The sequence below is a fragment of the Ruegeria sp. HKCCD7251 genome (assembly GCF_013031165.1).
Classification (GTDB): Bacteria; Pseudomonadota; Alphaproteobacteria; order Rhodobacterales; family Rhodobacteraceae; genus Ruegeria.
This window is the reverse complement of sequence record NZ_WPZC01000007.1, coordinates 1-20266: the sequence shown is the minus strand read 5'-3', so window position 1 is coordinate 20266 and position 20266 is coordinate 1. Positions and strand designations below refer to the sequence as shown.

The 20266-nt window shown below is 55.8% G+C and carries 18 protein-coding genes; 16 read left to right on the top strand and 2 right to left on the bottom strand.

What is annotated here, in order from left to right; genetic code table 11:
- Positions 1–76: 76 nt before the first annotated feature.
- The 7 genes from GOX75_RS15855 (at position 77) to GOX75_RS15825 (ending at position 8114) form a co-directional block, all read left to right on the top strand.
- Positions 77–1129, top strand: coding sequence for an extracellular solute-binding protein (locus GOX75_RS15855; protein ID WP_171124729.1), 1053 nt, complete (start codon positions 77–79; stop codon positions 1127–1129).
- A 2-nt stretch (positions 1130–1131) separates the two neighbouring features.
- The gene (locus GOX75_RS15850; protein WP_171124726.1) at positions 1132–1977 is read left to right on the top strand and encodes an ABC transporter permease; all 846 of its coding nucleotides are present in this window, start codon (positions 1132–1134) and stop codon (positions 1975–1977) included.
- Positions 1974–2747 carry an ABC transporter permease gene (locus tag GOX75_RS15845; RefSeq protein WP_171124724.1) on the top strand — a complete coding sequence of 258 codons (774 nt, stop codon included), beginning with the start codon at positions 1974–1976 and terminating at the stop codon, positions 2745–2747. Before GOX75_RS15850 ends, GOX75_RS15845 begins: the two co-directional genes overlap by 4 nt.
- Complete coding sequence (locus GOX75_RS20610; RefSeq protein WP_171124722.1) at positions 2744–3793, top strand: ABC transporter ATP-binding protein; 1050 nt, start codon at positions 2744–2746, stop codon at positions 3791–3793. The genes GOX75_RS15845 and GOX75_RS20610 overlap by 4 nt, the downstream gene beginning before the upstream one ends.
- Positions 3793–4527, top strand: coding sequence for an MBL fold metallo-hydrolase (locus tag GOX75_RS15835; RefSeq protein ID WP_171124720.1), 735 nt, complete (start codon positions 3793–3795; stop codon positions 4525–4527). Before GOX75_RS20610 ends, GOX75_RS15835 begins: the two co-directional genes overlap by 1 nt.
- Before the next feature lie 248 nt (positions 4528–4775).
- Entirely contained in the window at positions 4776–6401 is a 1626-nt protein-coding gene (locus GOX75_RS15830; RefSeq protein ID WP_171124719.1) for a bifunctional aspartate transaminase/aspartate 4-decarboxylase, read from the top strand.
- A gap of 39 nt (positions 6402–6440) precedes the next feature.
- Complete coding sequence (locus GOX75_RS15825) at positions 6441–8114, top strand: aspartate:alanine exchanger family transporter (protein ID WP_171124717.1); 1674 nt, start codon at positions 6441–6443, stop codon at positions 8112–8114.
- Between the two features lie 155 nt (positions 8115–8269).
- On the opposite strand, the gene GOX75_RS15820 is transcribed toward GOX75_RS15825, so the two are convergent.
- Positions 8270–9328, bottom strand: coding sequence for a LacI family DNA-binding transcriptional regulator (locus GOX75_RS15820; protein WP_171124715.1), 1059 nt, complete (start codon positions 9326–9328; stop codon positions 8270–8272).
- Between the two features lie 181 nt (positions 9329–9509).
- Between GOX75_RS15820 and GOX75_RS15815 the strand changes: the two genes are divergently transcribed.
- The 7 genes from GOX75_RS15815 (at position 9510) to GOX75_RS15785 (ending at position 16741) form a co-directional block, all read left to right on the top strand.
- Positions 9510–10826, top strand: coding sequence for an ABC transporter substrate-binding protein (locus tag GOX75_RS15815; protein ID WP_171124713.1), 1317 nt, complete (start codon positions 9510–9512; stop codon positions 10824–10826).
- A gap of 123 nt (positions 10827–10949) precedes the next feature.
- Positions 10950–11897 (top strand): carbohydrate ABC transporter permease, encoded by a 948-nt coding sequence (locus tag GOX75_RS15810; RefSeq protein ID WP_171124711.1) that lies wholly within the window; start codon positions 10950–10952, stop codon positions 11895–11897.
- Positions 11894–12832 carry a carbohydrate ABC transporter permease gene (locus GOX75_RS15805; RefSeq protein WP_171124710.1) on the top strand — a complete coding sequence of 313 codons (939 nt, stop codon included), beginning with the start codon at positions 11894–11896 and terminating at the stop codon, positions 12830–12832. Before GOX75_RS15810 ends, GOX75_RS15805 begins: the two co-directional genes overlap by 4 nt.
- Positions 12829–13017, top strand: a complete 189-nt coding sequence (locus GOX75_RS15800) for a hypothetical protein (RefSeq protein ID WP_170488331.1) — start codon at positions 12829–12831, stop codon at positions 13015–13017. The genes GOX75_RS15805 and GOX75_RS15800 overlap by 4 nt, the downstream gene beginning before the upstream one ends.
- A 4-nt stretch (positions 13018–13021) precedes the next feature.
- On the top strand, positions 13022–14119 hold the full coding sequence (locus GOX75_RS15795) for an ABC transporter ATP-binding protein (RefSeq protein ID WP_171124708.1): 1098 nt from the start codon (positions 13022–13024) through the stop codon (positions 14117–14119).
- Positions 14112–15107 carry an ABC transporter ATP-binding protein gene (locus GOX75_RS15790; protein ID WP_171124706.1) on the top strand — a complete coding sequence of 332 codons (996 nt, stop codon included), beginning with the start codon at positions 14112–14114 and terminating at the stop codon, positions 15105–15107. Before GOX75_RS15795 ends, GOX75_RS15790 begins: the two co-directional genes overlap by 8 nt.
- An 11-nt stretch (positions 15108–15118) precedes the next feature.
- The gene (locus GOX75_RS15785) at positions 15119–16741 is read left to right on the top strand and encodes a dihydroxyacetone kinase subunit DhaK (protein WP_171124704.1); all 1623 of its coding nucleotides are present in this window, start codon (positions 15119–15121) and stop codon (positions 16739–16741) included.
- Positions 16742–16791: 50 nt separating this feature from the next.
- Here GOX75_RS15785 and GOX75_RS15780 read toward each other — a convergent pair whose 3' ends face one another.
- Positions 16792–17556: a DeoR/GlpR family DNA-binding transcription regulator gene (locus tag GOX75_RS15780; protein ID WP_171124702.1), complete on the bottom strand. Its 765-nt coding sequence runs from the start codon at positions 17554–17556 to the stop codon at positions 16792–16794.
- Positions 17557–17735: 179 nt separating this feature from the next.
- On the opposite strand from GOX75_RS15780, the gene pyk reads away from it, so the two are divergent.
- The gene (gene pyk, locus GOX75_RS15775) at positions 17736–19184 is read left to right on the top strand and encodes a pyruvate kinase (protein WP_171124701.1); all 1449 of its coding nucleotides are present in this window, start codon (positions 17736–17738) and stop codon (positions 19182–19184) included.
- A gap of 17 nt (positions 19185–19201) precedes the next feature.
- Entirely contained in the window at positions 19202–20203 is a 1002-nt protein-coding gene (gap, locus tag GOX75_RS15770) for a type I glyceraldehyde-3-phosphate dehydrogenase (RefSeq protein ID WP_171124699.1), read from the top strand.
- Positions 20204–20266: the final 63 nt, after the last annotated feature.

Genomic DNA, 20266 nt, shown 5'->3' with positions numbered 1-20266 from the left:
AGATGAGGCTGTTCAAGTTTTTTCGGGCAGACCCACACAAAAACCGGGCAATCCGTAATCAACAGGAGATGAACGAATGCAAACCGGACGTAAAATCCTTGGCGCGTCGACGCTGGCCTTGTTGGCTGGCACTGCCTGGGCCGAGGGCGAATTGAATGCGTTGGTGTGGTGCGACCATACTGATCCCGAACTGATCGCGCCGTTTGAGGCGGAACATAACGTCAAGGTCAACCTTCGCGAATACGAAGGAACCGGCGCGGCGCTGGCATTGCTGGAGCAATCCAGACCCGGCGACTGGGATGTGCTTGTGGTGGACGGGATCGACGTGTTCCGCGCAGTCGAAGCCGGTGTTCTGGCCCCGCTGCCCGAGGGCGCGATCTCGACTGCGGATTACTTCCCCGAAGTGGTCATGGCCGAAAACAACTCAGTCGACGGCGTGACCTATGCCGTGACCGAGAAATTTGGCTACAACACGATCTCATACAACTCGGCCAAGGTCGATCCCGCGGATATGGAAAGCCTGACCAGTGTCTGGTCCGAGAAGTATGACGGGCGGATTTCGATCTATGACTACTACCTGCCCGTGATGGGGCTGGCTGCTATTGCCGAAGGCATTGCAACGGATGCGATTGGCCCGGGAGATTTGACAAAGATCGATGGTGTGCTGTCAACCATGCGAAGCCGAGCGGCCTCGGTCGCGGGGGTGGTTGCGGCGCAAACGGCGCTGGCGACAGGCGAGGTGGATATCGTTGTCGGTGGGGGTGAGTGGCTGACGGCCGTGCTGGCCTCGGAACAGCCGGAACTGACATGGACCATCCCCAAGGAAGGCGCGGTTCGCTGGGCACAATCCATCGGCGTGGTTGAAGGGGCCAGTAACCCAGATCTGGCGGTTGAGTTCATCAAATATATCACCAGCCCGGAAGGGCAGGCTCGTTTGGCGACGTCTTCGTGCTTTTGGGGAATGCCCGCAAATGCCAAGGCCGGAGACGTTCTGACCGATGCGCAGAAAGACATCCTGCGCTGGGATCAGCAGCCTGACTATTTGGCGCTGACACAGCTATATCCTGCACCGGATGCGGATCTGGATATCGAGATGCAGGATCTGTGGCTGGAAACTCTGCAGCAGTGAGCATGTCCAAGGACCAGATCCGGGGCTGGGGCTTTGTGACTCCGGCCCTGCTGTGGACCATCGCTTTTTTCATCGTGCCTTTCGTCGTGATGGGCGCGATGAGCCTTGCTTCGCTTGAAGGGCGCACGCTTGTCTGGGACCTGTCGCTGGCCAACTATGCCGAGCTGCTTGAAAAGAAGTATCTGTGGCGCGCGGTTCTGGTTTCGCTTGAAATCACGCTGGCGGTGACTGTGATCTCGGTCGTGCTGGCTTATCCGCTGGCCTGGATCATTGCCTTTCGTGTGTCGCCGCGCTGGCAGCGCCTGGCCCTGCTGCTGGCAATCCTGCCATTCTGGACCTCCTATGTGGTGCGGTCCTATGCGTGGCTGCTGGTTCTGGCGCGCGAAGGCGTAGTGAACGAGACCCTGATGTGGATCGGCGCCATCGCCGAGCCGATCACGCTGGCCAATACGCGCTTTGCGACGGTGACGGGCTTTGTGCATTTCTTTGTGATGCTTCTGACCCTGACGATTTATGCCAACCTGATCCAGCTATCCCCGAACTATCGCCGGGCGGCAATGGACCTTGGCGCCAACGCCTTTCAAACCTTCCGGCACGTGATCTTGCCGCTCACGCTGCCCGGTATTGTCACCGGAGCATTCCTGACCTTTGTCCTGTGTATCGGCGATTACGTCACGCCGCAGATTCTGGGCGGCAATACCGAACTAACCGTGCCACAGGTCATCATGGTGCAATTGGGACGACGTGCGGATTTCCCGCTGGCCTCGGCGCTGGCCATCGTCTTGATGAGCATCGTCGCGCTGGCCTACCTGCTATCTGCCCGCTGGTTAAGGCTTGACCGGCTATGATGCGTTTTCTGCCGTGGGCTTACCTGATTGCCGCTTTTGTCTTTATCTACCTGCCGGTGGGTGTGCTGGTCCTGTTCTCGTTTCAGGAAGGAACGCTGCCGGTGCCGCCGTTTAACGGACCGTCCCTGCAATGGTACCAGACCATTCTTGGGGACGAGGATTTGATGGCAGCGCTGCGCAACTCGATCCTTGTTGCCTTCGGGTCGTCTGCGGTTGCCGTAACGCTTGGATTTCTGGCCGCATACGGTTTGGCGCGGCACGTTCTGCCGGGATCGACCCTGATCCGAGGGCTGCTGATTGCCCCCCTGACTGTCAGCTACCTGATCGTCGGGCTGGGTCTGCTGATCGTTCTGACGCGGTCGGGCTTTGGCGTTTCGCTATGGACCGCCGCCATCGGGCACGTGGTTATCAACCTGCCGCTGGCTTTTGCCATCATCTACGCCTCGATGGGGGCGCAACAGCAAAATGCCGAACGAGCGGCCCGTGATCTGGGCGCGTCCGAGCCCAAGGTGATCATGCTGGTGACGGTTCCGATGTTGCTGCCGTCGATTGCGGCGGCCTTTTTCCTGTCGGTCACGCTCAGTTGGGACGAGTTTATCATCTCCTTCCTGCTGACCCGCTTTGACGTCACCCTGCCGGTTGAAATCTGGTCGCTGCTCAGGTCTGGCCTGTCGCCGCAACTGAATGCAATCGGCAGCTTCGTCTTCCTGATCTCGGTGGTGGTTGTGCTGCTGCTGGAACTCACCATCTTTCGGAAAGGCCGCCAATGACCGCGTCTGTCACGTTTTCAGGTCTCAATCACTGGTTCGGTCAGTTTCAGGCGCTGTCCGGGATCGACCTACAGATCGAGGCCGGTGAATACGTAACCCTGCTGGGGCCATCCGGCTGCGGCAAGACCACCCTTTTGTCTATCCTTGGCGGGTTTCTGGAACCCACCGAAGGCCGCGTGCTGATTGGCGGTCAGGATTTGACCCGTGTCGCGCCAGTTAAACGCCCCACGACCACGGTGTTCCAGGACTATGCCCTGTTTCCGCACATGTCCCTGCGGGACAATGTGGGCTTTGGCCTGCGTATGAGCGGTATGGGCCGGAAAGCCCGCCACGCCCGCGCCGAACAGATGTTGGATCTGGTCGGTCTGAAGGATGCGGCGCTCAAACGTCCCCATGCCCTGTCCGGCGGTCAGCGTCAGCGCGTTGCGCTTGCGCGGGCATTGGCCGTAAACCCGGACGTTCTACTGCTGGACGAACCGCTGGGCGCGCTGGACCTCAAGCTGCGGCGATCCATGCAGGATGAACTGAAATCCATTCAGCAACAGATCGGAACAACCTTTGTGCATGTCACTCATGATCAGGAAGAGGCCATGGCCATTGCCGACCGGATCGTGGTCATGAGTAAGGGCCGGATCGAAGATCATGGCACGCCCGACCGGGTTTATCGTCACCCCGCAACACTGTTCACGGCGGATTTCATGGGTGAAAACAACCATATAGAAGGTGTGAAATCTGGGGCTGGTGTAGAAACACCCTTTGGGCTTCTTCCCGCACAGAATGCTCCAGCGTCTGCGGCGGCCGCAATCTGCCTCCGCCCCGAGGATATCCGCGCGGACGATCAGGGCTCGTTCCCGATGGGGCAGGCCACCGTGACTACAGCGGCGTTTTTCGGAACCTATTGCCGGGCGCATCTGTCACCGGCCTGTGCCCCGGACCTGAACCTTACGGCCTATCTGGCGCCCGACCGCGCGTGGGCGCAGGGGGATGTGCTATCGTTATCCGCAGATGTCGAGAATTTTCGTCTGTTCGAACCGGAGACCCCCTGATGCAACGCGCGCAACCGCAGGATTGGTACCGCACCACCCGCAAAGGCGAAGACGTCACCCTGATCGATGAGCCTTTCATCACGCCGTTCTATCGCTGCAACATGTGGCATGTGCGTGGGCGTGACCGCGATATGCTGGTCGACAGCGGTATGGGTGTTGTGTCGCTGCGAACATGGGTGCCTCTGGTGACCGAACGTGCGTTGACGGCGGTCGCAAGCCACACCCATTTCGACCATATCGGCTGTCATCACGAGTTTGAGGACCGCGCGGTTCACAGGGCCGAGGCCGATATTCTGGCGAACCCAACCCGCGTGGCGACGTTGGCCGACCCCTATGTGACGGACGAGATTTTCGACTGCCTACCGCCCTTGCCCTACCGATCCGATACATATGCGGTCAGCGGCGCGCAGGCGACGCGCCTGCTGGACGATGGCGATATCGTCGATCTTGGGGACAGGCATTTCGAGGTGATCCATACACCAGGTCATTCGCCGGGCGGAATTGCCTTGTGGGAGGCCGCGACAGGCATCTTGTTTTCGGGCGATATTGTCTATGATGGCGAGTTGATCGAAGACACTTATCATAGCAATGCGGACGATTATTACCGCTCGATGGTACGTCTCTATGATCTACCTGTACAAACTGTGCATGGGGGTCACTTCCCAAGCTTCGGGCGCGATCGCCACCGCGCAATCATTCGCGCGTGGTTGGATGGAAAGAACACGGCGCGATGACAGCAATTCCCGCAAAGATGGCCTGTTCGCGGGACACATTTATCCTGCAGCTCCAAAGAAAACCCACAGGCCGGAAACCGTTGTCCTGATGGGCCGAGTACCAGCCATGCGCCAACAGAACAAACAAGCGGGGCTGATCGCTTGGAACATAATTGGCTAATAATCTTGAGTTTTTGTTTACAGATGCCGTGACCCGTTTCTACTATCAAATTGTAATTTCTGATATTGATAAACATGGATAAGAACCGATGTCCGAAACTCTTGATTTACACAAGTTCGAAGATCTTAGCCCTTTTGAGATCAAAGACGAGCTCATCAAGCTGGCTCAGAAAGAGTCACGCGCCTCGACCCTACCGTATCTGAACGCTGGTCGGGGAAACCCAAACTGGATTGCAACCAAAGCGAGAGAAGTCTTTTTCTTTTTGGGGCAATTCGCGATTACCGAGGCGCAGCGTGACCGGAATGAACCACAAGTCGGGTTGGCCGGAATGCCACAAGGGCCGGGGTCTTATCATCGTTTGATGGCTTATTGTGCCAATGCGGAAAGTACTAGTCCTGCCGCGGCTACCTTGGCAAGTGTCGTGGATTTTGCAATTCAGAAGTTCGATTTTAATGCGGATGACTTTGTGCTGGAACTGACCGACAGCATCATTGGCGATCATTATCCTATGCCGGACCGCTGTCTCGTTCACAATGAACAGATTGTTCATGAATATTTGATGTGGGCAATGTGCGCGGGCCATCGCCCTGATGCCAAGTTTGACATCTATGCGGTCGAAGGAGGAACAGCCGCAATGTGCTACATCTTCAAAGCGTTGAAAAATCAACGGCTTTTGAACGCGGGCGATACGATCGCGTTGGGGACACCTATTTTTACGCCCTACCTCGAAATGCCAGAACTTGAAGACTATTCACTGAATGTCGTGCATGTCTCATCCGAGGAAGAAGATCACTTTCAATTGACGGATGAAGATCTGGAGTCGCTGGCAGATCCTAAGGTCAAAGCCCTATTTCTGGTGAATCCCGGAAATCCTTCGTCAGTCGCAATAAGCCCTGACGTATTGAAGCGATTGGTCAGTTTTGTAAAAACCCGTCGGCCAGATCTGATCATTCTGACGGATGACGTGTACGGGACTTTTGTGCCAAACTTTGAATCCGTGATGGCGCATCTGCCTGAAAACACAATCGGGGTTTACTCATACTCCAAGTATTTCGGCTGCACGGGCTGGAGGTTGGGTACAATCCTCGTGGCCGAAGACAACATATTTGACAAAATGATCGCCGAGGCCCCGGCCGAGACTAAAGCGGTTGTCGAAGCGCGCTACAGAACCCTGACACCCGACCCCTCCACACTCAAATTCATAGACAGAATTGTTGCGGACAGCCGGGATGTTGCCCTGAATCACACGGCTGGCCTTTCACTTCCTCAGCAAGTGATGATGACGTTGTTTTCTCTGGTCGAGATGATGGACGAAGACAAGGCATATCAAGCCCTTTGCATGAGCATTCTTGAACATCGCTTCACTGAATTGGTCGAAGGTATGGGGATCGAAGTACCGGATAACCCCTTGTACGACAGATACTATGGAATAATTGATTTTGAGTTCTGGCTTCGGAAATATGTAGGTGAAGAAGTCGTGGATTGGATAAAAGAGAACGTCCACCCGCTCGACATTTCGTTCAAACTTGCGCAGGACCATGGGATTGTCCTTTTGAATGGATCGGGATTCGACGCGCCTAACTGGTCTGCACGTGTGTCCTTCGCAAATCTTGATGATGATGCATATCGGAAAATCGGGCGTGCGGTGCGTGCCGTTGCGACGGGATACGTGCAATCGTATCGCGCTTCAAAAGGTCTGCCGATTCACGGTTGAACTCGCATTACAGGATAGGGCCGAGGGACAGCCGTTTTCATGGAAGCAATCATTTCGATATTCAGAACTCACCCTGAATTGGCGCTGTTTTGCAGCCTGACCCTTGGTTACGCGATTGGAAAAGTTTCCTTCGGCTCTTTTACTGTTGGCTCAGTGGCGGGATGCCTGCTTGCTGGTGTCTTGGTCGGGCAGACCGGAGTGGTCGTGTCCGATGACTTGAAGCAGACATTTTTCCTGTTGTTTCTGTTTTCGATTGGCTATCGCACCGGGCCTCAGTTCTTTCGTTCCTTGAACCTGGGTGCCCTGCCTCAGATCGGGATTACCGTTTTATTATGCGCAATTGCGTTGCTGGTTGCGGTCCTTCTAGCGCCACTTATGGGTCTTTCGGTTGGTGTCGCGGCGGGGCTTTTGGCAGGTGGGGCGACTGAAAGTGCGACTTTGGGTGTGGCCATTGATGCATTTGCGAAAACAGGTGCTGACGCAGCAAGCCAGCAGATATTTGAAGCCGAAATCGCGACAGGTTTTGCGGTTGCATATTTTGTTGGTGTCATCGCCACGATTGTGTTCCACACGCAAATTGCACCGCGGTTTTATGGGCGATCTTTGCGGGACGCATGTGCTGAATATGAATCTGAACTGCAAGATGACGATGCCCCGTGGCATTCCGAGCATCGTGACTTTGAAGCGCGGGCCTATCGCATAAATCCTGACTTTGCAGGACATACCGTGGCCGAATTGGAAGCTCGGGTTCCGATCCACGTGCGGGCTTTCTTTGATCGCGTTCGCCGAGGCAACAAAATCCTGCCGACGTCACGGGACATGGTCCTGCAAAACGGAGATATCGCAGCGATCGCCGGGATGCGGTCCTATCTTATTGACCATGGTAGCCTTCTGGGGGAAGAGGTCGAAGACCCTGAACTTTTGGATCTTCCCGTTGAAACCAGCGACATTGTTGTAACTAACAAAGAGTTGGTCAACAAAACCCTAGGTGAACTTTCCGTCCGCCCCGAAGCCCGAACTATCTTTCTTCGTGGGATCATGCGCAGCGGTGAACGGCTACCGGTTTTTCGGGGTGTCCCATTGCACATGGGAGATGTCCTGACAGTTTCCGGTACGCGCAGCCATATTCAGGACGCAGCAAGCAAGTTGGGTTATCTGGACCGAGAAACAAGCAAAACGGACATGGTGTTTGTTGCGTTTTTTATCCTGTTGGGTGGTTTGATTGGGATTCCAGCCCTGCATTATGGCGCGGTCGAGCTTGGTCTGGGCACTTCGGTAGGGGTATTGTTGGGGGGGCTGGTCGCAGGTTGGTTGCGCTCGGTTCGCCGCACATTTGGATTTGTTCCCGAAGCCACGCTTTGGATATTCGATTCAGTTGGCCTGTGCGTCTTTGTGGCATGTGTGGGCATTACCTCGGGGACAAGTTTTGTGGCTGGTGTACTGGCAAGCGGCCCGTCCCTGATTTTTGGTGCGCTGGCAATCGTTTTTCTGGCGCATGGATCAGCGATTTTTGTGGGTCGTAAGATATTCAAAATCAACGAAGGGGTCCTGGCCGGAACATGTTGTGGGGCAGGGACATCCGCACCCGCTTTGGCAGCTGTACAAGAGGCCGCGCAGAGCCAAGTACCAACCCTTGGCTATGGGTTGGGTTATGCAGTTGGTAACGTCCTTCTCGCCCTATGGGGTTCAGTGATTGTCCTGCTATTGGTCTAGAGTCGAAAGCGTGGCACATCCAAGCAGTGTGCTGAATTAAACCAAAACCTCGCGCAAAACCGCAGTTTTGGAGAGCGAGAGCTTTTGAACAAGATTATGCGGATAATCGTTCGAATATAATTCGGCAGAATCAAACATCCGATCCTGCTGGCCGTCTATTGGGCGCTATAGCTTGCTGCAAATCCGTCGGGTATCAAATTTTCTTGGATGAGAATTTCAATGCGTATTTGCTCTTGCGACTGCATGATCTCACGGTTGTCGCACCTTGCGCGCAGCAACCGGACCGAGCTGCGTACCAGATGACCGGGATTTTGCGCGATGATTGCATCCACTTCTTTGTTCAATAGCGCGCTGCGTGTACGTTCCGTCAGCTCATGTGCAATTACGACCAGCTCACCGTGATCAGTTTTGCAATGCAGGGCATTCAGGGGTGAGCGCGCTTCGGAACTCATGATATACGCAGCGATAACGTCTTGATTGTTTCGCAACGTGTTCAGGACGATTTCTTGCGCCCGTGACTGATCACCATGCGTCTCAAGTGAGGGCAGCGCAATTAGATTTGGATAGTCCTGCTTGAGAACCTGATCGAACCCGTGACGCCGTTCCAGACTGTCACGTGCGTTCATGGTTTCTGAAACGACCATGACTTTTCCCTGCCGCCCGCAAATGAAACGGCCAATTAGGCGGGCCGCGGTTGCGCCCGCGGCGCGGTTGTCGATGCCAACGAAATCCATATCGGACATTTCAAGCTGACCGGATATGAGGTGCACAACCTGAACGCCTTTTTCTTGAAGCCGGATGGCGGCATCCCGCACCTGAGGTGATTCAGGCGCCATCAACGCAATCCCGTCGACCTTATCAGGCGACAGCTTCAGCAATGTGCGTGCGATCAGATGCGGATCGGCCTGCGAAATTTCCTGATGCGAAATCTCGATCCCTTCGGCCGCAAGGCCTCGGTCGGTTTCGGAAATGCGTTCGCGCAGTTCTGAAATAAACAAATCCCCGCGGCGCGGAAGCATGAACCGAAACCTGTACCTCTTGCTTTTGGCCAGATTGGCAGCGGACAGGTTGCGCACAAAGCCGATCTTATCGATTGCTTCATTCACCGCCTTCACGGTTTTCTTGCGCACGCCCGGGCGATTGTTCAGGACGCGATCCACAGTGGCCAGACTGACACCGGCAGCTTTGGCGAGGTCTTTGGTTGTTGGTCGCATCGAGTCGGTTTCTATCCTTTGGTGTTCAAAAATATTTGCCCAGTTTCAAGGCACATGCAAGCGAAATGAGGCACGTACCTCAGAAAAAGCTTGATCTGAGGTACGTGCCTCATTTACGACTATTCCATCAATGAGTCGCCGTCAGAGGAGTCGGCGCCAAACAAATGGGAGGAGCTTTCTGATGAAGACGCAGCTTAAACTTTCTGTTGCAACTGCCGCGGTGATGGCCGTTTCCGGCGCCGCCAGCGCCGAGGACCTGACCCTGTGCTGGGCATCCTGGGATCCGGCCAATGCGCTGATCGAACTGAGCAAGGACTTCGAGGAAAAGTCCGGCCACACCATGAATTTCGAATTCGTGCCATGGCCTAACTTTGCAGACCGGATGCTGAACGAACTGAACTCGGGCGGTAAACTATGTGATCTGATGATTGGTGACAGTCAGTGGATCGGGGGCGGCGCCGAAAATGGGCACTATGTCAAACTGAACGATTTCTTCGATGCCGAAGGCATCACAATGGATGACTTCATCCCGGCAACCGTGACAGGTTACGCGGAATGGCCGAAGAATACCCCCAACTATTGGGCGCTGCCAGCGTTCGGAGATGTTGTCGGCTGGACCTATCGCAAGGATTGGTTCGAACGCCCCGAACTGCAGGCTGAGTTCAAGGAAAAGTACGGCCGGGATCTGGATGTCCCGAACTCTTTGGACGAGTTGAAAGACATCGCTCAGTTCTTCCAAGGCCGCGATATTGACGGAACGACGGTCTACGGCGCCGCGATCTATACCGAGCGCGGGTCCGAAGGCATCACGATGGGTGTGACCAACGCGCTGTACAACTATGGGTTCGAATATGGTAACCCCGACAGCCCGTATGAACTGGATGGCTTCGTCAATTCTGAAGATGCGGTCGCTGGTCTGGAGTTCTACAAGGACCTCTATGATACCGCCACACCGCCGGGATCTTCGAACTGGTACATGGGTGAAAACATCGACGCTTATAAGTCCGGTCAGGTCGCATTGCAGATGAACTTTGCCTTCATCTGGCCGGGTGTTGAGGCTGACGCGAATGTGGGCGGCGGCAAGTCTGGTTACTTCCCGAACCCCGCAGGTCCGAGCGGGCAGTTTGCCCAATTGGGCGGGCAGGGGATTTCTGTTGTCTCTTATTCCGACAAACAGGATGCTGCACTGGAATACATCAAGTGGTTCGCACAGCCTGAAATTCAGTCTCGCTGGTGGGAACTGGGTGGCTATTCCGCGCTGAAGGCGGTCGTCGAAGACCCTGGTTTTGCAACCAGCCAGCCCTATGCGCAGACCTTCCTCGATTCGATGGCGATCGTTAAGGATTTCTGGGCGGAGCCAGCTTATGCCGAACTGCTTCTGGCCATGCAGCAACGTGTGCATGACTATGTGATTGCGGGCAATGGCACGGCCGAGGAAGCCTTGAATGGTCTGGTCGACGATTGGACCGAGACTTTCGAAGACGAAGGCAAAATCTAAGCGTAAATTTTGCCGGGCAATCCCGTTTGCCCGGCGCTCCCTCTCCGGATTGGCAAAATGCTAATCCGGAGCACTCCGCCACCTTCGGAGACAGCGTCGCTGTCGCCGATGAAGGATCAAACAATGATACACACACCGATGGATAAAATCGCCAAAGCGACACCCGAGCCGATGGCTCGGAAAGTGCGCGGGCTGTCAGATCGAACCATCGCCTGGATTTTCGTCGCGCCGTCCATTTTCCTGCTGTTGGCCGTCAACATCTTTCCGCTGATCTGGACCATCCGGCTGAGCTTTACCAACTACAAGGTGAACAGGCCCAACCGTGAAATCGATTTCGTCGGTCTGCGCAACTACGAACGTATCCTGACCGATAGTGACACATGGATGACGATGCAGGCCACGGCGCATTTCCTGATCTGGACCATCGTTCTGCAGGTTCTGATCGGCTTTGCACTGGCCTATTTGCTGAACATGAAATTCAAGGGCAATGATATGTGGACCACGATCATCGTGTTCCCCATGATGTTAAGCCCGGCCGTTGTAGGTAATTTCTGGACTTTCCTCTATCAGCCGCAAATCGGCCTGTTCAATTATGTAGTGACGTTCTTTACCGGTGGTGATCCATCCAGTTTTTCTATGATCGGCGATGTTCATTTGGCGCCTTGGGCCATTGTAATCGCCGATACCTGGATGTGGACGCCATTTGTGATGCTGATCTGTCTGGCGGGTCTGCGTTCAATCCCGGATTCGATCTATGAAGCCGCCGAATGTGACCGCGCCAGCAAGTGGCGGCAGTTCTGGACGATCACCATTCCGATGGCGCTGCCCTTCCTGATGCTGGCCGTGTTGTTCCGCGGCATCGAGAACTTCAAGATGTTCGACCTTGTGGTGCAGCTGACCGGCGGTGGTCCGGGCAATACGACCACGCTGACCTCGATCGACCTGAAACGCGAAGCGTTCGAGAAATGGCGCACCGGCTATTCCTCGGCCTATGCGGTCATCCTGTTCGTCACCGTCTTTGGGCTGGCTTCGATCTACGTCAAAGCCCTGAACAAGGTAAAAGAAAGATGAGCTTTTCTGTTACAGAGCCGTCCAACCGGACGAAGTGGGTCGCTGGTACCGCTGTGGTACTGTATGCGGTCATCACGATCCTGCCGCTGATGTGGATCATCGCCACCGGGTTTAAGTCGCCTGCCGACTCGATCTCTTATCCGCCCAAAATCCTATTCGAGCCGACGCTGGAAGGCTACGTCAACCTGTTCACGCAGCGCACGCGCCTGAATGAAGAAGACCTGGCTGCGCTGCCCCCGCCAGAGACATGGTATGATGAAATGGTTCGCGAACAGGGGCAGGTTATCACTGGCGCGTCGCGCTATGGCGAGCGTTTCATGAACTCGGTCATCATTGGGTTCGGCTCGACCTTTCTGTGTATGGTGCTGGGCACCGCTGCGGCCTATGCGTTCAGCCGGTTCCGGGTGCCACTCAAGGATGATTTGCTGTTCTTCATCCTGTCGACCCGGATGATGCCGCCGATTGCGGTGGCGATCCCAATTTTTCTGATGTTCCGGCAACTAGGGTTGAACGACACGCATCTGGGTATGATCCTGCTGTATACGGCCGTGAACCTCTCCCTGTCGGTCTGGTTGCTGAAAGGGTTCATCGACGAGATCCCGGTGGAATATGAAGAGGCCGCATTGATCGACGGATACACCCGCTTTCAGGCCTTCTACAAAGTGGTGCTGCCGCAGGCCGCGACGGGCATCGCCTCAACCGCGATTTTCTGCCTGATCTTTGCGTGGAACGAATACGCCTTTGCTGTTCTGCTGACCTCGGGCACCGCACAAACCGCACCGCCCTTCATCCCGACCATCATCGGTGTTGGCGGCAAGGACTGGCCCGCCGTGGCCGCCGGGGCGACGATCTTCTTAGTTCCGGTCATGGTCTTCACCATTCTTCTGCGCAAGCATCTGCTGCGCGGCATCACATTCGGAGCTGTACGCAAATGACAAGCTTTATCAATGGCCTGCTGCGGCTGCGCCGTGGCCCTTGGGAAATGGTGGCCTCCATCCTTATCGCGTTGGGTGTGATCATGCTGATGCAGCCCTTTGTGCTGGCCCTGTTCACCTATTCCTTCATTGTCACGCTGATTGGCACGGTGATGTTCATCATCGTCAGCCACTTCCCGGAGTAAGAACATGGCACAGATCAGAATCGAAAACGTGCGCAAGGAATTCGGGACGTTTACCGCCGTGCAGTCGTCGAGTTTCACCATCGAAGATGGCGAGTTCTTCATGCTGCTTGGCCCCTCGGGCTGCGGCAAGACCACGACGTTGCGTATGATGGCCGGGCTTGAGCTGCCCACCAGCGGCGAGATTTACATCGACGGTGAAGAGGTGGGTATGAAGCCTGCCAGCCAGCGCGATATCGCCTTTGTGTTCCAGATGTTCGCGCTCTACCCGCATATGAATGTCGGCAAGAACATCAGCTATCCCCTGCTGAGCCAAGGGATGCCCAAGGCGCAGGTCAAAAAGAAGGTGGACGAGGTCGCCCAGATTCTGGGGATCACCGATATTCTGAAGAAACCTGTTGGCGGGTTGTCAGGAGGCGACCGTCAGCGCGTCGCCTTGGGGCGCGCCATTGTGCGGGACCCCAAAGCGTTCTTCATGGACGAGCCGCTGGGTGCGCTGGATGCAGAATTTCGCGAGCATATGTCCGAAGAATTGCGTGCCTTGCATGACCGGATGGGGGCAACCACGGTTTACGTGACCCACGACCAGCTAGAGGCGATGCAGATGGGCGACAAGATCGTCGTCATGAACCACGGCGTTGTCGAACAATTTGGAGTGCCGCAAGATATCTATGACTGGCCCGCTACGATGTTCGTGGCCAGTTTCATCGGTTCACCTTCCATGAACTTCCTGAATTTTCATGGCATTGTTGGCAGCGGCACTCACTCGGTCGATCTGGGCGACAGTCAAATTCGCATCCCCGAACAGCATGGCGGCGCGCGTGGCGATCTGGCGCTTGGTGTGCGACCTGAACATGTGCATCTGGATGACAGTTCCAGCTATCGCGGCGAAGTGACGGCGACGGAATACCTTGGCACCACTCAGATCGTGACACTGAACACCCCGAATGGCGAGATCAAGGCGCGCATCCCATCCAGCGATCGCGTTCATGTGGGCGAAAAAACGGGCCTGCACTTTGATGAGCGTACAATCACGGTGTTCGAAACGGAAAAGGGCAGGGCATTGTTGTCCGCAGGAAACGAAGGAGTTCTGAACCATGGCTGAGGTTGAGCTTCGCAATGTGACAAAAAGCTTTGGCGACATGGTCGCTTTGGACAACATATCCATGACGATCCCGGATGGGGCTTTTGTCGTCCTTCTTGGGCCAACCGGGGCCGGCAAGACAACGACGCTGCGCATGGTGTCCGGGCTGGACAAGCCGGATGAGGGTGACGTCCTGATGAATGGCCAAACCCTGACCGGATTGACCCCGGCTCAGCGCAACGTCGCCATGGTGTTTCAGCAATACTCGCTGTACCCGCATCTGACAGTCTATGAAAATCTGGCCTTCCCGCTGCGGTCCCCTTTGCTGAAGACGCCCGAGGACGAGATTAGGATCAAAGTGCAGCGCGTCGCTGAGACATTGCAGATCGCGCACAAACTTGAAAACAAGGCGACCGCCTTGTCTGGCGGGGAAATGCAGCGTGTTTCGATTGGTCGTGCCTTGGTGCGAAATCCCGAAGTCTATCTGATGGACGAACCCCTCAGCTCATTGGATGCCAAGCTGCGCGCTGATCTGCGGGTTGAGCTGAAGAGCATTCAGGCGGATAGTGGCGCGACGCTACTGTATGTGACACACGATCAGGTCGAGGCGATGACCATGGCGACCCATGTGGGTGTTCTGGATAATGGAAAGCTGATCCAGTTTGGCACGCCGCGGGAAATCTACGAAGCCCCAGTCAGCATCTATGCGGCCAGCCGCCTTGGCCAGCCCCGGATCAACATTCTGCCTGCCGATATCTTTGGTCACGCCCCAAGCGGTGCCAAGTCCATCGGCCTGCGCCCAGAACAGATCGGACAGGGGGACGGGCAGGACAGTCTTGTTACGCGGGTCGAACATCTGGGCGATCAAACCAGATTACATCTGTCTTTCAGGGATCATGATCTGATTACTGTAACCGACGCACACACCTCGCTCAAAAGCGGCGATATCGTCAAGATCGCTCCGAACAACCCGTTTTTCTTCGACGCCGAAGGCGTCCGGATTCAGTAAAAGAGGCTGAAATGACCCATTTTATCAATAGAAAAGAAGACATCGTTGCAGAAGCCGTTGACGGCGTGATCGCAACATCGGGTGGTCGCCTTGCCCGGCTGGACGGTTATCCACATATCAGGGTGGTGGTGCGCACGGACTGGGACAAGTCGAAGGTTGCGCTGGTGTCTGGCGGGGGGTCGGGTCACGAGCCCGCGCACGCCGGGTTCGTTGGCGAAGGTATGTTGACCGCCGCGGTGTGTGGTGACGTATTTGCCTCACCTTCTGTCGACGCGGTTCTGGCCGGGATTTTGGCTGTGACCGGACCGGCAGGTTGCTTGCTTATCGTCAAGAACTACACCGGCGATCGCCTGAACTTTGGCCTTGCGGCTGAACGTGCGCGCGCCTTTGGACTCAATGTGAATTTGGTCATCGTGGATGATGACGTCGCGCTGCCTGATCTGCCCCAGGCACGCGGTGTTGCGGGGACGCTGTTCGTGCATAAAATCGCCGGTGCATTGGCCGAGAATGGCGCTGACCTCGATGCGGTGGCAACCGCAGCCGAGCGCGTTATTGCTGGCACATCGTCCATCGGTATGTCGCTTGACACCTGTACGGTGCCCGGCGCACCGAAAGAAGATCGCATTCCAAGCGGTAAGGCTGAACTGGGCCTCGGTATCCATGGTGAGGCCGGGATTGATCAGGTTGAATACTCGGATGCTAAATCCGCCATTGCCATGATGGTTGAAAAGCTGGGTGCAAAGATGGACCCTGACCAGCGCTATGTTGCTTTGTTGAATAACCTTGGCGGGGCTTCCGTTCTGGAAATGTCTATTCTGGCGCATGAGCTCAAGCATTCGTCGATCGGGCAGCAGATTAGCCATATCGTTGGACCTGCGGCGTTGATGACTTCTCTTGAAATGCGCGGATTTTCGATCTCGGTCTATCCTGCGCCGACCGAGGATCTGATGGCATTGCAGGCCAAAACGCACCTGAGCGCATGGCCCGGTGTAAACGCATTGGTCGACGTTCCCGTGCTTGAACTGCCCGATGGCCTGAAGCCAATTAAGCCTCTGGCCTCAGATCATGCCGAGACGCGTTCGTTCCTGATAAGATGCTGCGAGATATTGATAGCGGCCGAGGCTGACCTGAACGCGCTGGATGCCAAGTCCGGCGATGGTGACACAGGCTCGACGCTTGCAGGCGCGGCACGTGCCCTGATCGCAGCGATGGACAAGCTGCCTTTGGCGGATCACACGCAACTGTACCGCGCAATCGGCCAAGAGCTGAGTCAGACTATGGGCGGGTCTTCAGGCGTTTTGCTCGCCATTTTCTTTGCGGCGGCGGGGGATGCGGCATCAAGTGGTGAAACGATGCAGAAGGCGTTGCACGTTGGTTTGAAGCGGATGCAGGATATTGGCGGTGCTCAACCCGGTGACCGGACAATGATTGATGCATTGAAACCGGCTCTGGACAAGCTGGAAGGCGGATTGCCCGATGCAGCAGTTGCCGCGCGAGCTGGGGCTGACAAAACGGCAACGATGTTGCGGGCCCGAGCTGGTCGCGCATCATATATCAACGCAGAACAACTGCGGGGACATGTCGATCCTGGTGCCGAAGCTGTCGCGCGGCTTTTTGAACGATTGGCCAGCTAACTACGACCGCAAGCGGTCGCAGGGCGCCACCTTGGCCTTGCGACCGCGCCTCAGGGTTGCGCGACGTTGATGGATGTGCCGAGTTCGCGCGCCTTCTGCATCATACCGTCCGGCAACGGTGCATCGGTGAAAAGGATATCGGTATCGGCAAGATTCCCAATCCGCCCAGGGGCTGACCGCAGCATTTTTGAGCTATCGGCAACCACAAAAGTCGACTTTGACTGTCGTATGATGGACTTCGTCGCGCGCACTTCCTGAAAATCGAAATCCAGCAGATCCAAGTCTGCGTCAATTCCGGCGCAGCTTATGATTGAATGGTCGAATTTGAACAAATCCACCACCTGTGTTGTCAGGTTGCCAAGTAGACCACCGTCTGTGCGCCGCAACGAACCACCTGCGACAACAATTTCGATATCCGGGTTCACCGCAAGGATATTGGCGGTGTTCAGGCTGTTGGTGACAACCAACAGGTCTTTGTGGGCCAGCAACTCATGGGCAACAGCTTCGGTGGTGGTTCCGATGTTTATGAAAACGGTTGCGCCGTTTGGAATGCTGCCGGCGCATTCTCGGCCAATTCTTGCCTTGCCTTCAGTATTTCGATTGCGGCGCTGCACATAGTCGAGATTTCCCGCCCCCGAAGACACGACAGCGCCCCCGTGAACGCGTTCCAGTTGGCCGGTATCAGATAGCTGCGCAAGGTCTCGGCGGATGGTCTGCTCGGCGACCCCAAAGCGTCGGGCAAGATCTTCGACCCGGATCGTTCCTTCGATTTGAGCGATGTGCAGAATCTCAGATTTTCTGTTCTTGCCGAGCATGTTTTGATCCTTTGCGCTCAAAAATAGATGTGCGGTTTTTGTGTGGTTTTCAAGATAATTCGAAATTATCGAACATAATTTCCAAAAAAGAACGCCTGAATGCGCGAAAATGTTGACTTTTGGCTTGAATGATGATTGTTAGCGATAACAAATGAAAATGGTTCAGGGGCAAGGTCCGAATGATCCGAAACAGAAACATCAAAGTTGTGGCGACGCTTGGTCCAGCCTCAAGCAGCTATGAAACCATCCGTGCCCTAAAAACCGAAGGGGCGGATGTGTTCCGCCTCAACATGAGCCACGGACGGCACGATGATATCGCCCGGTTGCATGCCACGATCCGCAAGGTTGAGGCGGATATGAACGCGCCCATTTGTATTCTGGCAGACCTTCAGGGCCCCAAGCTGCGCTGCGGCCTGTTCGAAGGCGGTGGTGCGCTGTTGGTCGATGGGCAGAGCTTTCGGTTTGATCTGGAGGGCACCGCGGGAAATCAAAATCGTGTTCAGTTGCCGCATCCGGAAATCTTCCGGGCTCTGACCCCGGGTGCAACGCTACTGGTCAATGACGGTCTCATTCGCATGTCTGTGATTGATTGCTCAGACCAACATGCCGAGTGTCGCGTTATGGTAGGCGGGCGTATTTCTGACCGCAAAGGCGTGAATGTCCCTGATGTCGTGCTTCCTTTGGCTGCGTTGTCCGACAAGGACCGGGCAGATCTTGAGTTTGTGTGCGAGCTTGGTGTCGAATGGCTTGCCTTGTCATTTGTGCAAAGGCCCGAAGACATCGAAGACGCGCGCAAACTGGCAAAAGGCCGGGCGCGTATTTTGAGCAAGATTGAAAAACCGGCGGCGGTAAACTGTTTTCCTGCAATTCTGGATGCGTCGGATGCGATCATGGTGGCGCGTGGCGACCTGGGTGTGGAACTGCCCATCCAAAAGGTTCCGGCAATCCAAAAGCAGCTGGTGCGGGGGTGCCGCGCGGCCGGGAAGCCTGTGATTGTCGCAACTCAGATGCTGGAAAGCATGACCGGCAGCCCTGTGCCCACCCGCGCTGAAGTGTCCGATGTCGCTTCGGCCATTTATGACGGTGCCGATGCGGTCATGTTGTCGGCAGAATCCGCAGCGGGACAATTTCCGGTCGATGCAGTTCAGATGATGAACGCTATAGCCGAGGAAACGGAACAGGATCCCGGTTACCTTGAAGCGATGGAAGCAGCACGCACCCCCTGCAAGAGCACGGTGTCCGAGGCGATTACATCTGCGGCTCGGGAAATCGCTGAGACGACCGCGCTGAAGACGATCTGTTGTTACACCATGTCCGGCTCGACGGCCACGTTGGCCGCACGGGAACGCCCGCGCGTGCCTATTCTGGCGCTGACCCCCGATCCGTCCGTCGCCAGAAGGCTGGGCCTGGTTTGGGGTCTATCCTGTGCTCCGGTCGATCCCGCCATCCGTTTCAAGGGCGCGGTAAAAGCGGCAGTCTGCGCCGCGCGGGATATGGGGCTGGCCGGTCAGGATGACCGCATCGCGGTTACGGCGGGCATTCCTTTCAACACTGCAGGCACCACGAACATCCTGCGCGTCGTGTCGATGTCAGAATCCCTTGATGCGCAATCCGAAGCGGCATTCTAAATTTTTGGAGAAGTAAAATGACGGTAAAAGTAGCAATCAACGGGTTTGGTCGCATCGGTCGCAGTGTCCTAAGATCTTTGGTTGAGGCAGGGCGGAACGATGTCGCCGTGGTGGCCATCAATGATCTTGGTCCGATTGAGACGAACGCGCATTTGTTGAAATACGACAGCGTTCATGGGCGACTGGATACAGATATTCAGGTTGATGGAAACACTTTGCTTGTTGGTGGGCGCGAAATACGCGTCAGTGCAGAGCGCGACCCCGCAAAGCTGGCTTGGCAGGATGTCGACGTCGCACTTGAATGCACCGGTCTGTTTACAAAACGCGAAAGCGCCATTCAGCACGTGAGCAATGGGTCAAAGAAAGTTTTGGTTTCCGCCCCGGCTTCGGGTGCTGACAAGACGATCGTTTATGGCGTGAACCACAAAAGTCTGACAGGCAACGAGATCGTTGTGTCGAATGCAAGTTGTACAACCAACTGCCTGTCTCCGGTTGCCAAGGTGCTGGACGACGCCTTTGGGATTGAAACGGGTTACATGACCACAGTGCATTCTTACACAGGTGATCAACCTACCCTGGATACGATGCACAAAGACCTCTACCGCGCCCGAGCGGCCGCGATGTCGATGATCCCGACCTCGACAGGAGCGGCCCGTGCTGTCGGTGAGGTTCTTCCCCAGCTCAAAGGGAAATTGGACGGTTCTGCCATCCGGGTGCCGACACCGAATGTTTCGGCTGTCGATTTTTGCTTTATGCCGAAACAAGACGTAACCGTGGATCAGATCAACGACGCAATTCGCGCCGCAGCAGACGGCGAAATGCGTGGGGTACTGGCGGTGACAGATGAGCCGTTGGTTTCCGCAGACTTCAATCACGACCCCCATTCGTCGATCTTTGCCACCCAGCAGACCCGTCTGACCGAGGGTGGAATGGTTCGGATTCTGAGCTGGTACGACAATGAATGGGGTTTCTCCAATCGAATGCTGGACACCGCCCGCGTGATGGCAACCAAAGTCTGAGGGCCACATAATGAGCACAATCATCGACATCCACGCCCGTGAAATTCTTGACAGTCGGGGCAA

Coding starts and splice junctions, on each gene's coding strand:
- GOX75_RS15835 (WP_171124720.1), top strand. CDS start 3,793: ATGCAACGCGCGCAACCGCAGGATTGGTACCGCACCACCCGCAAAGGC.
- GOX75_RS15800 (WP_170488331.1), top strand. CDS start 12,829: ATGACAAGCTTTATCAATGGCCTGCTGCGGCTGCGCCGTGGCCCTTGG.
- GOX75_RS15830 (WP_171124719.1), top strand. CDS start 4,776: ATGTCCGAAACTCTTGATTTACACAAGTTCGAAGATCTTAGCCCTTTT.
- GOX75_RS15850 (WP_171124726.1), top strand. CDS start 1,132: ATGTCCAAGGACCAGATCCGGGGCTGGGGCTTTGTGACTCCGGCCCTG.
- GOX75_RS15790 (WP_171124706.1), top strand. CDS start 14,112: ATGGCTGAGGTTGAGCTTCGCAATGTGACAAAAAGCTTTGGCGACATG.
- GOX75_RS15780 (WP_171124702.1), bottom strand. CDS start 17,556: ATGCTCGGCAAGAACAGAAAATCTGAGATTCTGCACATCGCTCAAATC.
- GOX75_RS15785 (WP_171124704.1), top strand. CDS start 15,119: ATGACCCATTTTATCAATAGAAAAGAAGACATCGTTGCAGAAGCCGTT.
- gap (WP_171124699.1), top strand. CDS start 19,202: ATGACGGTAAAAGTAGCAATCAACGGGTTTGGTCGCATCGGTCGCAGT.
- GOX75_RS20610 (WP_171124722.1), top strand. CDS start 2,744: ATGACCGCGTCTGTCACGTTTTCAGGTCTCAATCACTGGTTCGGTCAG.
- GOX75_RS15810 (WP_171124711.1), top strand. CDS start 10,950: ATGATACACACACCGATGGATAAAATCGCCAAAGCGACACCCGAGCCG.
- GOX75_RS15855 (WP_171124729.1), top strand. CDS start 77: ATGCAAACCGGACGTAAAATCCTTGGCGCGTCGACGCTGGCCTTGTTG.
- pyk (WP_171124701.1), top strand. CDS start 17,736: ATGATCCGAAACAGAAACATCAAAGTTGTGGCGACGCTTGGTCCAGCC.
- GOX75_RS15825 (WP_171124717.1), top strand. CDS start 6,441: ATGGAAGCAATCATTTCGATATTCAGAACTCACCCTGAATTGGCGCTG.
- GOX75_RS15805 (WP_171124710.1), top strand. CDS start 11,894: ATGAGCTTTTCTGTTACAGAGCCGTCCAACCGGACGAAGTGGGTCGCT.
- GOX75_RS15795 (WP_171124708.1), top strand. CDS start 13,022: ATGGCACAGATCAGAATCGAAAACGTGCGCAAGGAATTCGGGACGTTT.
- GOX75_RS15815 (WP_171124713.1), top strand. CDS start 9,510: ATGAAGACGCAGCTTAAACTTTCTGTTGCAACTGCCGCGGTGATGGCC.
- GOX75_RS15845 (WP_171124724.1), top strand. CDS start 1,974: ATGATGCGTTTTCTGCCGTGGGCTTACCTGATTGCCGCTTTTGTCTTT.
- GOX75_RS15820 (WP_171124715.1), bottom strand. CDS start 9,328: ATGCGACCAACAACCAAAGACCTCGCCAAAGCTGCCGGTGTCAGTCTG.